The organism is Xanthomonas sp. NCPPB 3442, from assembly GCF_056725145.1.
Map to the genome: position 1 here is coordinate 4,017,771 of NZ_CM161514.1, position 13,930 is coordinate 4,031,700.

Here is a 13,930-nt window from a genome sequence, read left to right on the forward strand (position 1 = left end):
GGGTCTTTTTGCTGTTACGCAAACAAAAGGCCCCCGTGCTGACACACGGAGGCCCTTGTTTGACGAATATGTCTGCTTACGACAAACGCACCAACCACCCGTGGCGGTCCGGCACGCGGCCGTACTGGATATCGGTCAGTTCCTGGCGCAGCGACATGGTCACCTCGCCCGCCGGCGCGGACAGATCGCCCACCGCGAACCCCTCGCCCTTCAGCTCGCCGATGGGGGTCACCACCGCCGCGGTACCGCAGGCAAACACCTCGGTGATCTCGCCCGAGGCCACGCCCTGCTTCCATTCGTCGATGGCGACCTTGCGCTCGATCACCTGCATGCCACGGTCGCGGGCCAGTTGCAGGATGCTGTCGCGGGTGATGCCTTCCAGGATGCTGCCGGACAGTTCCGGGGTCACCAACGTGCCGTCCTTGTAGACCAGGAACACGTTCATGCCACCGAGTTCTTCGATGTACTTGCCTTCCACCGGGTCCAGGAACAACACCTGCGAGCAGCCCTGGGCATAGGCCTTCTGCTGCGGCAACAGCGAGGCGGCGTAGTTGCCGCCGCACTTGGCCGCACCGGTGCCGCCCTTGGCCGCACGTGCGTACTCGGTGGACAACCAGATCGATACCGGTGCCACGCCCTTGGCGAAATACGGGCCGGCGGGGCTGGCGATCACGTAATACGACGCCTTGTGCGCCGCACGCACGCCCAGGAAGGCCTCATCGGCAATCATGAACGGGCGGAAATACAGGCTGGTCTCCGGCGCCGACGGCACCCAATTGCCGTCCACGGCGACCAGCTGGCGCAACGATTCGACGAACAGGTCCACCGGCAATTCCGGCAGCGCCAGACGGCGCGCCGACCGCTGCAGGCGCTCGCCGTTGGCCTGCGGACGGAAGGTCCAGATCGAGCCGTCGGCGTGCCGGTAGGCCTTGATGCCTTCGAAGATCTCCTGGCCGTAATGCAGCACCGACGCTGCCGGATCCAGCTGCAGCGGGCCGTACGCGCGCACTTGCGCGTCGTGCCAGCCCTGCTCGTTGTTCCAGGAGATGGCGACCATGTGGTCGGTGAAATGCAGCCCGAAACCGGGTGCGGCCAGGATCACGGACAATTCGTCGGCGCTGCGCGGCGACGGAGAACGGGTGGAAGCGAAGGACACGGACACCGGGAGATTCCTGTATGGCGGGCGAAAGGACGCAGCGCCACATCGTGGACATGGCGCGTGACGATCAGAGCATGCCGGTCTCGAGACGGGCCGCTTCGGACATCATATGCCGGCCCCACGGCGGGTCGAACACCAGCTCGACGTCGGCCTCGGCGATGGTCGGGATCATCTCGACCTTGCTGCGCACATCGTCGACCAGGATTTCGCCCATCCCGCAACCGGGCGCGGTCAGGGTCATCTTGACGTCGACCCGGCGCTGGTCGTCTTCCTCGCGATGGCTGACCACCGCCTCGTAGACCAGGCCCAGATCGACGATATTAAAGGGAATTTCCGGGTCGAAACAGGTGCGCAGCTGCTGCCACACCAGCGCTTCCACCTCTTCGTCGCTGGCATTGGCGGGCAGTTCCAGCCCCGGCGGCGGCTCCTTGCCGATCGCATCGCCGTCCTTGCCGGCAATGCGGAACAGATTGCCTTCGACAAAGACGGTATAGCTGCCACCCAGCGCCTGGGTGATATAGCCGTAACTGCCTGCGGGCAGGGTCACCGAATCGCCCTGCGGCACCATGACGGCATCGCAATCGCGTTCGAACTGGACGGGTTCGCTGCTACGGGAATACATGGGCTGGATATGGGGCCGCGCAGGTCGCGCGCAAGTCGGCCATTCTAGCCGACCACGACGCCACCGCCGCCGGCCACCGCGCCAGCCGGGAACGACGCTGCATTCCATCAGCCGCACTGTCGTGGCGTGGCGTGCGTCGCAAAGGCCGGCGCGCGCTCTATCATGTGCGCACTGTCAGGAGCTCCAATGCCGCCCACCACCGCGTCCGCCAGAACGGCCCACTGGCTCTGGCCCCCGCTCCTGTTGCTGGGATGCGTCACCGCCCTCATCGCCTGGCTGCTCATCGCCCTGGCCCTGGGCAACCAGGCCGGCTGGATGGCCGTGGTCGCAGCACTGGAGATCGTCTGGATGCTGCGCCTGGGCACCCTGCATGCAGGCCGCCTGCGCATCGGCGTGGCCATGGTGGCGACGGCGCTGATCATCGCGGGCGCCAACTGGGGCATCGCCTCGGCGCAACTGGGCGGACCGCTGGGCCTGGACCCGTGGACCTCGGCACAGAAGATGGGCACCGGCCTGGCCTGGACGCTGCTGCAACTGGCCAACAACGGCTTCGACTTGCTGTGCTACGCCGCCGCACTGTTGGTGGCGTGGTGGGCGGCGCGTTGAGCCAGGCGCGATTGTTTCAGTAGCCAACATCGCACGTCGTTGAAGCTGATGCGTCAGCTGCACAGATTCGAGCGCCGGTGCTCGTCAAGCGCCATCGCTCCCATCAGAGATACATCGGAAAGCGCTGCGCGTTTGCCGCAGGATCCGTGCCCGCCCACCATCGCGAGCCACGCTGCAAGTACGTCCTTGTAAGCTCCTTGGCGGCATCCATGCCGCCGGGGGTTCCGCGACGGTGGGCGGGCAAGGACCAGTCACGTTGGTCGGGTGCGTAGCGTTCAAAAGAGCAGCAAGCAAAACTGCCCCGGTGCCTTTGTTCTTGAACAAGGCAATCAGCAAACTGTCTGGCGCGGTGCCCTTGCCGATTGCGGGACCGTTGGCGGCATCGATGCCGCCATCGAGCCTCCAGGCACGGATTGACGGCGTGTCCCGCGAGCGGTGAGGGCGCCGCGCCTTCGACTAACCCTGGCGTTGATCCGCGCGTGTAAGCGTCACCTGTAACGCAACAAGACACGACCGACCGTGCGTTGCCTCAAGCATCCGAGCGCGCCTGACGACACACCAGCACTCAATGCCCGCCGCCATCCAGCGCTTTCAATTCACTCACCAGCGCACCAGCGGCTTCTGCTCCATCGCCGTACAACATGCGCGTGTTGTCGGCGTAGAACAGCGCATTCTCGATGCCTGCAAAGCCCGTCCCCTTGCCGCGCTTGATCACCACCGTGTTGCGCGAATTGACCACGTCCAGAATCGGCATGCCGTAGATCGGGCTGGCCGGATCGGTTTTGGCAACCGGATTGACCACGTCATTGGCACCGATCACCAACGACACGTCGGTGCTGGCAAATTCCGGATTGATGTCGTCCATGTCGGCGATCAGATCGTAGGGCACACCTGCCTCGGCCAGCAGCACGTTCATGTGCCCGGGCATGCGCCCGGCGACCGGATGGATCGCAAACTTCACCTTGACCCCGCGCGCCATCAAGCGCTGCGCCAGCTCCCAGATCTTGTGCTGTGCCTGCGCCACTGCCATGCCATAGCCGGGCACGATCACCACCCGCTCGGCAAAGGCCATCATCGCCGCCACATCGCCGGCCTCGATCGGCTTCTGCACACCGCTGATTTCCTGCGCCTGCCCGCCACCGCCGAAGTTGGAAAACAGCACGCCGCCGATCGGCCGATTCATCGCCTTGGCCATCAACCGCGTCAGCAAGATGCCGGCGGCGCCGACCATCATGCCGGCGATGATCAATGCCTCATTGCCGAGCACATAGCCCTCGAACGCCACCGCCAGCCCGGTAAACGCGTTGTAGAGCGAAATCACCACCGGCATGTCGGCACCGCCGATCGGTAGCGTCATCAGCACGCCCAAGGCCAACGCCACCACGAAGAACGCAATGATCGCCAACGGCTGCAGACTGCTCGCCGCCCAGACGGCCAGGGCCAGCACCGCCACGGCCACCACCAGATTGAACACCTGTTGACCGGGGAAGGTCACCCGCCGGTCCAGCCGGCCGTCGAGCTTGGCCCACGCGATGACCGACCCCGACAGCGACACCGCCCCGATCGCCGAACCGATCACCGCCAGCACCACCGTGGTGGTGTCCGGCTGCCGCGCCGCCAGCTGCGCAATCGCCTGCGCGCTCCAGTGCGCCGTGTCGCGATTGGCGAAGAACGAAAACCGCAGCAGCTCCACTGCACCGATCGCCGCCGCCGAGCCGCCGCCCATGCCGTTGTACAGCGCCACCATCTGCGGCATGTCGGTGATGGCGACCTTCCTGGCCGACCCCCACGCCACGCCGGTGCCGATCGCCAATGCCGCCAGGATCAGCGGCACGTTGTGCAGCTCGGGCAGGAAGAACGTGGCCACGGTAGCGATCAACATGCCCAGCCCGGCCCAGCGGATGCCGCTGCGCGCGCTCAATGGAGACGCCATGCGCTGCAGGCCGAGCAGGAACAAGGTCGCTGCCACCAGATAGCTCGACTTCACCAGCCACGACAGCAATTCGGCAATAGACACGTTCATGGCGCATCCCCGCCCGGCGGCTTCTTGCTGGACTTGAACATCTCCAGCATTCGCTCGGTCACCACATAACCGCCCGCTGCGTTGCCCGCGCCCAGCGCCACTGCGACAAATCCCAGCGCTTTTTCCAGTGTGGTGTCGGCATGCCCCAGCACCACCATCGCCCCGATCAACACGATGCCGTGGATGAAGTTGGAACCGGACATCAGCGGCGTATGCAGGATCACCGGCACCCGCGAGATGATCACATGGCCGGCGATGGCCGCCAGCATGAAGATGTACAGCGCTACGAATCCGTCGCTCATCGTCTCTGGCTCCACTGGCCGGTGCGGCCCGCCGATCATACCCACGCCACGCCCGTGCGGGCGCCTGTCAACCGAATCCGCGCTCGCTCGTTGACGTCGTATCGTCTCCGCGGAAGCTACGCTGTGCTGGTGGGAACTCCTTTCGATCCGCAAGCTACCGCACCGGCCGCCACCACACCGGTGTCGCTGGATGCATTTCTGGCCGGCATCGGGCCGCGTGCCTTCCGTTTTGCCGAGGCCGGCTTGCGGCACCGCGAAGATGCGCTGGACGCCGTGCAGGACGCCATGGTGAAGCTGCTGGGCTATCGAGAGCGGCCAGCGGAGGAATGGACGCCGCTGTTCTGGAGCATCCTGCGCAGCCGCATCATCGACCTGCAGCGGCGACGCAGCTTTCGTCTGAAGTTCTGGGCACCGGCCGAGCGCGCCGACGACGAAGGTCCGATCGACTGGGCCGACCCCGGCACCGGACCGGTCGACGAACAACAGCATCGACAGGCCTACCAACGGCTGGTCGATGCATTGCGCACATTGCCGGCGCGCCAGCGCGAAGCCTTCACTCTGCGCGTGCTCGAAGACCTGGACGTGGCCACCACTGCCAAGGCGATGGGCTGCTCCGAAGGCTCGGTCAAAACCCACCTGTCGCGCGCGCGCGACGCGTTGCAAAAACAGTTCGAGGATTTCCTGTGAACCGCTCCCACGACCCCGCCCGGCTGGATGCGCAGCTGCGCCAGCTGCACGCCACCGCGCTGACCAGCCTGCCGCCGCAAACCCTGGCGCGCCTGCGCCAGGCCCGCCACGCCGCGGCCCCGACGCGCAGCCGACGTGGCTACTGGTTGCTGGCCACCGCGTGCTCGGGCCTGCTGGCGATCGGCATCGGCCTGCAGCTGCATCCGAGCCAAAGCGTCTCGTCTGGCACCGCGCCGACCTCGCCGGTTGCCAGCACCAGCGCCACCACCGAGACAGACGACCTGCTGGCCCAGAACCCGGACCTGTATGTCTGGCTCGGCTCCGACACCGCCCTGGCCATGGAATAAGCACGATGACCCACACCACCCGCCTGCTGTTGACCCTGTTGCTGTGCACCAGGCCATGCGCCTCCACGCTGGCTCAGGACGGCCCACCCGGACCTCCTCCCCCGGGTCCGCCCATGGACGCGCCTGGCCCACGCGGCCAAGGTCCGCGTGACGAGACGCCCATGCCCGAGTGGGACCAACTGACCAAGCAGCAGCGCCAGGTCATGATCGATGCGCTGCGCGAGCGCTGGAACGACGTGCCCGAAGAACGTCCCAGGATGTACCGGCACGCCCGCCGCTGGCTGGACATGACGCCCGAGCAGCGCAAGCAGGCCAAGGCCGGCATGGACCGCTTCCGCAACATGAGTCCGGAGCAACGCCGCGAGGCCAAGGCCTTGTTCGACCGCATGCGCACGCTCAACCCGCAGCAGCGCAACGAACTGCAGCAACGCTGGCAGAAGATGAGCCCGGCCGAGCGCAGCGCTTGGTTGCGCGAGCATCCGCCGGTCGAGGACTGACGTTTCCCAGGACTGCGCAGCGGACGCGGCGGCGGATTGCGTTTGCTCAGGCGCCGCGCAGGGTTGCGATGGGCGGTGGATATGATCCAGCCGTCGCGCTTGGCATCTTGCAGCATGCCAGGGCCAGTCGCTGCAGCGACGCGCACCCTGCGCACCCCGCGCGCGCGGCCGCGTAAGTGTGTGTAGCGCACGCAGCTGCATGACGTCGCGGCAACCAGATGCATGCCAGCACCCGTGCTGGCATCGGTGGCGTCGCTGCGTCGCTGGTTGCAAGGACAACCACGAAATCCCTGACCGCGCCAAATCTCAACCTGCCCGAAAGAGCGCTCTTCAGCGCCGGACCGACGACGGCTCGCGATGCGCAGCGTGCTGCCCTTGCCGCATTGCACGCACCGAACTTTCTGCGATGCCTACGCGTTGGTCGGCGCCGGCGCCGACCAACGCGTCTTCGCCAGCAACTCATCGTCCCAGTCGAGCGTCAACGCACGGTCCTTGATCAACAAGGCGGCGAAGGCGTACACGTTGCGCGCGAACATCTCGCTGGCTTGCACTGCGCCCTGGCTGGCCAGATTGAGCGGGCCAGCGATGACCACGCCGTCGAGCTCATACGTTTCGCCCGGGCGGGTGGCCGCGCAATTGCCGCCGGTTTCCGCCGCCAGATCTACGATCACGCTGCCGGCGCGCATGCCACGCGCCATCTCGGTGGTCACGATCTTCGGCGCCGGCCGGCCCGGAACCGCTGCGGTGCACACCACCACATCCACACCTGTGAGATGTTCGGCCAAACGGCGCTGCTGTTCGGCGCGTTCGTCGTCGCTGAGCTGGCGCGCGTAGCCGCCTTCGCCGGCAGCGCTCACGCCCAGGTCCAGAAATCGCGCACTCAGCGAGGCGATCTGCTCACGCGTTTCCGGCCGCACATCGAAGCCTTCCACCTGCGCGCCCAGCCGTTTGGCCGTTGCGATCGCCTGCAGGCCGGCCACGCCCGCACCGATCACCAACACCTTGCACGGGCGCATGGTGCCGGCCGCAGTGGTCAGCATCGGAAAAAAGCGCGGCGCCAGTTGCGCGGCAATCAGCACCGCCTTGTAGCCGGCCATGCCGGCCTGCGAGCTCAACACATCCATCGATTGCGCGCGCGTGGTGCGCGGCAGGCGCTCCAGTGGAAACGCGATCAATTGCCGCGCGGCAAATGCCTGCGCGCGCGCCGGATCCGTGTCCGGCGCCAGCATGCCGATCACCACCGTGTGCGGTTTGCAGCCAAGCAAGGTCCCGGTAGAGGGCGCCTGCACGCACAGCACCATCTCGGCCTGTGCCACGGCGTCGGCGCCGGCAAGCTGCGCACCGGCCTGCAGATACGCGGCATCGTCCATGCTGCTGGCCCGGCCGGCCCCCGGCTCGATCCACACGCCGGCACCGAGCGCGACCAGTTTCTTGACCGTTTCCGGCGTCGCGGCCACGCGGCGTTCGCCAGCGGCCCGTTCTTTCAGCACCAGCACCTGCACAGCCATGCGTTGCTCCGGTCTTGCGCCCAGTCGCGGCGATGCTAGCAGAGCGCGGCGCCACTGCCGGCGGTACCGGCAACGACGCCAGTGCAGCACGCGCGTGCCACATGTCTACGGGAAGCCGCAGCGGCTACCCGTGCGCGTGGGACCGCTCAGTGCACCGTGCTGTTGTTCTGCAACGGATCCAGACGATCGATCACACCCTGCATGGCGCTGTCGAAAGCGCCATCGTTGATGTGCTCGCGCAGGCGGCCCAGGCGCACCATTACCGCCAGTTCTTCCGGCGAGGCGACGCAGAAACGCACGCCACGTCGATTGACGAACAGCAGGCGCTGCGAAATCGGGCTCACCCACGACAGCTTGCCGGCCTGCACCTTGCCATCCTTGTCGACAAAATCCAGCCACGTGCCGATATCCATCGCGCGGAAACGTTCGGCGTCGGCACTGTCGATGCTCTGCGCGACCGCTTCGGCACCCAGCACCACGCTGACGCTTTCGGCGGCCGGTGGCGGCAGATTGACCTGCGGCAGTTCCGGCAGGGCTTTTTCCAGTTCCGGGCGCGCTTCGGCGATCGCCTGCAGGGTGTCGTGCAAGGCGGTGATCGCCACCACCACCGCATCCCCGTGCAGGCCTACGCTGGCGAACACGCGGTGCAGCGCCGGCTGCCACACCTGCAGCCATGGCTTGCCGACGATATGGCGGCGCGCTTCGGCCAGTTCTTCCAGCACGCCGTCGGCCAGCGCCAGGGCCTCGATGGTGCCGGGACCTTCCTCGCCGTCGCGCAGGATCGCCATGGTCAGGTGATGCAGCCACGGCTGGCGCAGGAAGTCGTCCACCGCCTTGGGCAGGCCCGCGTCTTCGGGGGCACGCTGCTCCAGTTCCGACAGCGCGCGGCTGCGCGCCAGTTCGAGCTTTTCCTGCCCGCGCTGGGTCTCGGTAGCACGACGCTCGGCAATTTCCACCCGGCGCCGGTGCTGCGACAGGAAGTCGCGGAATTCTTCCTCCAGGGTGAGAAAGATCGCCAGGTTCTCGTTGAATTCGGCCACCAGGCGGTCGACGATCTCTTCGACCTTGCCCATCAGCACGCGCTCGGCAGCGCTGTCGCCGTTGTTGCCTTCGCAGGCCTCGGCCAGCGAGTTGAGCAGGCGCCGCGCGGGGTGGGTCTTCTGCACGAACATCTTGCGGTCCAGCAGCGCGACCTTGACGAACGGCACCACCAGGCGGCCGATCATTTCGCGCGAGCGATTTTCCAGATCGCGCTCGTCCAGCATCACATCGAACAGCATGCCGACCAGGTCGATGGCGTCTTCGTCCATCGGGTCGAGCTTTGCAGTGGCCGGGTCCACGCCCAGCCGCGTGGCGCTGGAAAGCACCTCGTTCTTCAATCGCTGCGCAAGCGATTCGGTGTCGTCGCCGATGGCCGCCTGCAGCGTCGCGCTGGGGGTGGCCTGCAACAGCGACAGCACCGACATCATTTCGCGCTGGCTCAACGGGCGTTGCTGCCCCACCGCGACGGTGGCGGCAGAAGCGGCGGTGTCGCGCACGCTGCGGGTCTGTTGCAGCAACTCGTGCAGCGCCTCGAGCAGCATGCCCTGGCTACCGCCAGGATGGTCGGCCTCACCGTCCATGCCGCCAGCCCCGCCACCATCGGCATGCCCGCGCTGCGTCGCAGCCTGCATGCGGCCGCGGCTATGCGCCCAACGGTCAAGGAAACGGTTGGCCCAGGCCGGTGCGTACTGATCACCCTGATCGTCGCCACCTACCTCGGCGTGACCGCCCTGCGCCTCGACCTGGGCGCGCTCTTCCGGCGTTTCGCCACGCGGCTGCATGCGCGGCGGCGCGCGCTTGGCCTGTGAAATTTCCGGCATCACCCCGGCCTTGGCCAGGGTTTCGTCCAGGCGTGCGTACAACTTGCCGATCGGCTCGGCCAGATCGCGCTCGCACAGCTTGATCAGCACCAGTCGCACTTCCGGCGCCAGATCGCAGGTGGCGAAGGCTTCGTGGATCGCCACACCCAGATGTTCGGGGCCAATCGGGTTGGTGTCGGCCATCAGCTCCAGCCCGCCGGCGATCCAGCCCAGGCGGCGGTCCACCCGTGCCAGCACCTGTTTGAAATCGCGCAACAGCACCGTGGCCAGATTGCGCACAGCCAGCCGCGATTCGAGCACGTGCTCGGGCACCAGGCTCAGCGGGCCGCTGCCCATGTCGCCGGCCAGCACCACTTCGGCCGACAACGGCGTGCCGAGCACCAACGCCTGCCAGCCGTCTTCCAGCTGCTGGCGGAACTGGCGGGCGACCTCTTCGCGCTTGCGGCGCAATTCGCGCATGCCATCGAGAAACAGCAACTGCGACGCGCCAGCGGATTCGGCACGGTCGAACAGCACATCGTCGAAATGCGCAACTGCAGCAGCAAAAACCTGCGCGAGCGCCGGCACGAACACGTCGTGGGCCTGCTCGAGCAAGCGTTGGTCACGGCCCGGGTGTCCCGACGGACTGGGCTGAAAAGTCATGCGCAAAGGCTCCCCGCCTCTGCAGGCGTGAAAATTTTCGAACGAGAAAAAACAGACGCGGCCCCAAATTCCGCCCGTGCATGGTAGGCGGTTCGCGCATCCGTTAAGTGTGACATGTTACTCACTTTACTCGTGACCGCCCAGGGTTTGCGTGTCAAGCGGCCATCCTAGCTCGCCACGTCGCGGTGGAGCTTGCCGGCAGTCATTCTGCGCCTGCGGGTGTTAAGCCTTCAGCTTCGCGGGCGCTTCCGGACCATCAGCCACGCCTTGCATCGCGCCGCAGCGGCAGCGGCAGCGGCATCGCAGTGCAGGCGCAGGCCGTCCAGCAACGCCGTCATCGCCAGCTCCTCCGGTGAAGCGAGGCACAGCTGCCACCACGCCGGTTGGCGAACATCAGGCGCCCGGAGATCGGGCTGATCCACGACAGCGTGCCTACTTGTCCGAGAACGTCGCGGCCAATGAAATCCAGGTGGGTGCCATTACATGAGGTCGATCGCGGCGGCCACGGCCCCCACCGGCCATGCTGCGGCGAGCGTTGGGAAGCGGCCGTCTATAATTCAATGCCTCGTTGCCCCGACCCGGATTTATGCACGCACCGTATTCGCTCCAGGCGCTGGACGCGCGCCGTTCGGTTCCCTCCAAACAACTCGGCGCGCCCGGGCCGGATGAAGACACCTTGCTGCGCATGCTCACCTCGGCGGTGCGCGTGCCCGACCACGGCAAGCTGGTGCCGTTCCGTTTTCTGCGCATCAGCGGCGCCGCGCGCGCTGCGCTGGGGGATTTCCTCGCCGAGCGCACCCTGGCCGCCGACCCGCTGGCATCGCCGGCCACCCTTGCCAAGGAACGTGGACGCTTCAGCGACGCACCGGTGGTGATCGTGGTGATCGCCTCGCTGCGCCCCGAGCACAAGGTGCCCGTGCAGGAGCAACTGCTCACCGCCGGCTGCGTCTGTTTCGCGCTGCTGCAGGCCGCGCAGGCGCACGGCTTCGGCGCGCAGTGGTTGAGCGCGTGGATGGCCTACGACCCGGCGGTGACGGGCTACCTGGGCCTGGAAGACAACGAACGCATCGCCGGCTTCATCCACATCGGCACGCCACGCATGCAGGTGCCCGAACGCGAGCGCCCGGACCCGCGTGCCTTGCTGCGCGACTGGACCCCGTGACCACACCGACCGACCCGCTCGACGCTGCGCCGCTGGCCATCCGGCGCCCGACCCCGCTGTATCTGGTGGATGCCAGCCTGTACGTGTTCCGCGCCTGGCATTCCATCCCGGACGAATTTCAGGATGCGCAGGGCTGGCCGACCAATGCGGTGCACGGGTTTGCGCGGTTTCTGCTGGACCTGCTCGAACGCGAGGATCCGCAGCACATCACCATTGCCTTTGACGAAGCCCTGGACAGCTGCTTCCGGCATGCGATCTACCCGGCCTACAAAGGCAACCGCACGCCTGCGCCGGATGCGTTGCGCCGCCAGTTCGCGCATTGCAAGGCGCTGTGCGCAGCGCTCGGGCTGAGCGTGCTGGCCCACCGCGATTACGAGGCCGACGACCTGATCGGCAGCGCGCTGCACAGCGCGCGGGCGCACGGCTTGCGCGGAGTGATCGTGTCGGCCGACAAGGACCTGTCGCAGTTATTGCTCGAGCATGACGAGCAATGGGACTACGCGCGCAACCAGCGCTGGGGCATCGACGGGGTGAAGGCGCGCCATGGCGTGCATGCGCACCAGATCGCCGACTACCTGGCGTTATGCGGCGATGCCATCGACAACATCCCCGGCGTGACCGGCATCGGCGCCAAATCGGCGGCGGTGCTGCTGGCGCACTTCGGCAGCCTGGATGCGCTGTTGGAACGCATCGACGAGATTCCCTTCCTGCGCCTGCGCGGCGCGGCGCAAATGGCGGTGCGGCTGCGCGAACAGCGCGAACACGCATTGCTGTGGCGTCAGCTCACCACCATCGCGCTCGACGCGCCGCTGGCGCTGACCGAAACCGGCTTCACGCGTGCCCACGCCGATGCGGACATGCTCACAGGGTTGTGCGAGAGCCTGCGCTTCGGCCCGCTCACCCGGCGCCGTCTGTTGGCCGCCAGCACCGGCGCCGCCGCACCGTTTCCTCCCGTTTCCCTGGCACAAGGTCCCCGCCCATGAACCGACACGACACCCCGCCCACCGTGGTCTACGAAGGCAAGTACCAGCGCATGGTCGTGCGTGGCACCTGGGAGTATTCCGAGCGTGTGCATGCCGGCGGCCTGGCCGCGATCATCGTGGCGGTGACGCCGGACGATGCGATGTTGTTCGTCGAACAGTTCCGCGTGCCGCTGCAGGCGCGCACCATCGAAATGCCGGCCGGACTGGTAGGCGATGTGCATGCCGATGAGTCGATCGAACTGTCGGCCATTCGCGAACTGGAAGAAGAAACCGGCTGGACCGCCGAGCATGCCGAAGTGTTGATGATCGGCCCCACTTCGGCCGGCGCCAGCAGCGAGAAGATCGCCTTCGTGCGCGCCACCGGTCTGCGCAAGGTCGGTGACGGCGGCGGCGATGCTAGCGAAGACATCACCGTGCACGAAATTCCACGCGCGCAGGTCGGCGCCTGGCTGGTGCAGAAGATGGCCGAGGGCTATCAGATGGACCCCAAACTGTGGGCCGGCCTGTATCTGGCCGATCACGCATTGGACGGCACCCCGCGTGGCTGACGCAGCCATCGAACCCTTGCTCGGCGCCGACGATCCGGCGCCGTTCACCGTGCACAACGCGCAGGCCGCATCGCCGTGGCTGTTGATCGCCGACCACGCCGGCCAGCGCGTGCCGGCGCGGCTGGCCGACCTGGGCCTGCCGCAGGCTGAGCTGGATCGCCATATCGGCTGGGATATCGGCATTGCGCAGGTCACGCAGCGGCTGGCCGAGGCGCTGGATGCGTTGGCCATCGCGCAGACGTATTCGCGCCTGGTGATCGACTGCAACCGCCCGCACGACGCACCCAGCCTGATGCCGGCGGTCAGCGACGGCACCTTGGTTCCGGGCAACCAGCACCTGACCGACAGCGACCGGCAGCAGCGCATCGCTGCGATCTTCGCGCCGTATCACGCACGCATCGCCGCCGAACTGGATGCGCGTGCACAGCGCAGTCAGCCGACAATATTGGTGTCGATGCACAGCTTCACCCCGGTCATGGCCGGCAACGCGCGGCCCTGGCATGCCGGCGTGCTCTACCACCGCGATACGCGGCTGGCGCATCGCCTGTTGCAGGCGCTGCGTGCCGAACCCGACCTGGTGGTGGGCGACAACCAGCCGTATGCGGTCAGCGATGCCACCGATTACGCCATCCCGGTGTATGGCGAGGGCCGCGGCCTGCTGCATGTGGAACTGGAAATCCGCCAGGACCTGATTGCCGACGCGGCCGGGCAACAGGCCTGGGCAGCGCGCCTGGCGCGCATCCTGCCGCCGTTGGCAGATGCCTTGCTGGCGCCTTGAGCAGCAGCGTTTGGCGCCTGCATGCAGGCACGTTGAACATCTGCAATCTGTAGGAGCGCGCTTGCGCGCGATGGAGCGTTACCGGTAACGCCGCAGTGTGCGCAAGCGCGCTCCTACACGTCATGCGTATGTCATCGCACCTCAGCGCGTGCCGCGGAGTGATCATGCACATCGACCAAAGCGAACTCTGATCGATGTGCATGC

General features: G+C 66.8%; 14 protein-coding genes and 1 pseudogene. 8 read left to right on the top strand and 7 right to left on the bottom strand.

Annotation, left to right across the window (positions count from 1 at the left end; all coding sequences use genetic code 11):
- Positions 1-76 precede the first annotated feature (76 nt).
- Positions 77-1,162 (bottom strand): branched-chain amino acid aminotransferase, encoded by a 1,086-nt coding sequence (locus tag AC1POX_RS17405; RefSeq protein ID WP_014089470.1) that lies wholly within the window; start codon positions 1,160-1,162, stop codon positions 77-79.
- A 64-nt stretch (positions 1,163-1,226) separates the two neighbouring features.
- On the bottom strand, positions 1,227-1,781 hold the full coding sequence (gene sufT / locus AC1POX_RS17410; RefSeq protein ID WP_003488784.1) for a putative Fe-S cluster assembly protein SufT: 555 nt from the start codon (positions 1,779-1,781) through the stop codon (positions 1,227-1,229).
- 186 nt (positions 1,782-1,967) lie between these two features.
- On the opposite strand from sufT, the gene AC1POX_RS17415 reads away from it, so the two are divergent.
- Complete coding sequence (locus AC1POX_RS17415; RefSeq protein WP_014089469.1) at positions 1,968-2,387, top strand: hypothetical protein; 420 nt, start codon at positions 1,968-1,970, stop codon at positions 2,385-2,387.
- Positions 2,388-2,952: 565 nt separating this feature from the next.
- Here the strand turns inward: AC1POX_RS17415 and AC1POX_RS17420 are convergent.
- Positions 2,953-4,410, bottom strand: a complete 1,458-nt coding sequence (locus AC1POX_RS17420; RefSeq protein ID WP_071118843.1) for an NAD(P)(+) transhydrogenase (Re/Si-specific) subunit beta — start codon at positions 4,408-4,410, stop codon at positions 2,953-2,955.
- Positions 4,407-4,712 (bottom strand): NAD(P) transhydrogenase subunit alpha part 2, encoded by a 306-nt coding sequence (locus AC1POX_RS17425; protein WP_008578134.1) that lies wholly within the window; start codon positions 4,710-4,712, stop codon positions 4,407-4,409. Before AC1POX_RS17425 ends, AC1POX_RS17420 begins: the two co-directional genes overlap by 4 nt.
- A 123-nt stretch (positions 4,713-4,835) precedes the next feature.
- On the opposite strand from AC1POX_RS17425, the gene AC1POX_RS17430 reads away from it, so the two are divergent.
- Genes AC1POX_RS17430 through AC1POX_RS17440 form a run of 3 tightly spaced genes read left to right on the top strand, consistent with a single transcriptional unit; the run spans position 4,836 to position 6,243 of the window.
- Positions 4,836-5,399 (top strand): RNA polymerase sigma factor, encoded by a 564-nt coding sequence (locus AC1POX_RS17430; protein WP_109291196.1) that lies wholly within the window; start codon positions 4,836-4,838, stop codon positions 5,397-5,399.
- Positions 5,396-5,746: a hypothetical protein gene (locus AC1POX_RS17435; protein WP_008578132.1), complete on the top strand. Its 351-nt coding sequence runs from the start codon at positions 5,396-5,398 to the stop codon at positions 5,744-5,746. Before AC1POX_RS17430 ends, AC1POX_RS17435 begins: the two co-directional genes overlap by 4 nt.
- 5 nt (positions 5,747-5,751) lie before the next feature.
- A complete protein-coding gene (locus tag AC1POX_RS17440; RefSeq protein WP_372356424.1) occupies positions 5,752-6,243 on the top strand; it encodes a DUF3106 domain-containing protein in 492 nt (163 codons plus the stop codon).
- 410 nt (positions 6,244-6,653) lie between these two features.
- Here the strand turns inward: AC1POX_RS17440 and AC1POX_RS17445 are convergent, their stop codons facing one another.
- From AC1POX_RS17445 to AC1POX_RS17455, 3 genes and pseudogenes are all read right to left on the bottom strand, one after another.
- Positions 6,654-7,751 (bottom strand): NAD(P) transhydrogenase subunit alpha, encoded by a 1,098-nt coding sequence (locus AC1POX_RS17445; RefSeq protein WP_372356425.1) that lies wholly within the window; start codon positions 7,749-7,751, stop codon positions 6,654-6,656.
- Between the two features lie 146 nt (positions 7,752-7,897).
- Positions 7,898-10,255, bottom strand: a complete 2,358-nt coding sequence (locus AC1POX_RS17450) for a DUF1631 domain-containing protein (protein ID WP_011346511.1) — start codon at positions 10,253-10,255, stop codon at positions 7,898-7,900.
- Positions 10,256-10,477: 222 nt separating this feature from the next.
- A pseudogene (locus AC1POX_RS17455) lies at positions 10,478-10,733 on the bottom strand (DUF1631 domain-containing protein); the annotation flags it as partial.
- A gap of 108 nt (positions 10,734-10,841) precedes the next feature.
- Between AC1POX_RS17455 and AC1POX_RS17460 the strand changes: the two are divergent.
- From AC1POX_RS17460 to AC1POX_RS17475, 4 genes are read left to right on the top strand one after another with little or no spacing between them, the layout of a single operon-like run.
- Positions 10,842-11,417: a nitroreductase family protein gene (locus AC1POX_RS17460; RefSeq protein ID WP_008578127.1), complete on the top strand. Its 576-nt coding sequence runs from the start codon at positions 10,842-10,844 to the stop codon at positions 11,415-11,417.
- Positions 11,414-12,400: a 5'-3' exonuclease gene (locus AC1POX_RS17465; protein WP_218196063.1), complete on the top strand. Its 987-nt coding sequence runs from the start codon at positions 11,414-11,416 to the stop codon at positions 12,398-12,400. The genes AC1POX_RS17460 and AC1POX_RS17465 overlap by 4 nt, the downstream gene beginning before the upstream one ends.
- Entirely contained in the window at positions 12,397-12,948 is a 552-nt protein-coding gene (locus AC1POX_RS17470) for an NUDIX hydrolase (protein WP_029818743.1), read from the top strand. The genes AC1POX_RS17465 and AC1POX_RS17470 overlap by 4 nt, the downstream gene beginning before the upstream one ends.
- On the top strand, positions 12,941-13,726 hold the full coding sequence (locus AC1POX_RS17475) for an N-formylglutamate amidohydrolase (RefSeq protein ID WP_277573168.1): 786 nt from the start codon (positions 12,941-12,943) through the stop codon (positions 13,724-13,726). Before AC1POX_RS17470 ends, AC1POX_RS17475 begins: the two co-directional genes overlap by 8 nt.
- The last annotated feature ends 204 nt before the right edge of the window (positions 13,727-13,930 follow it).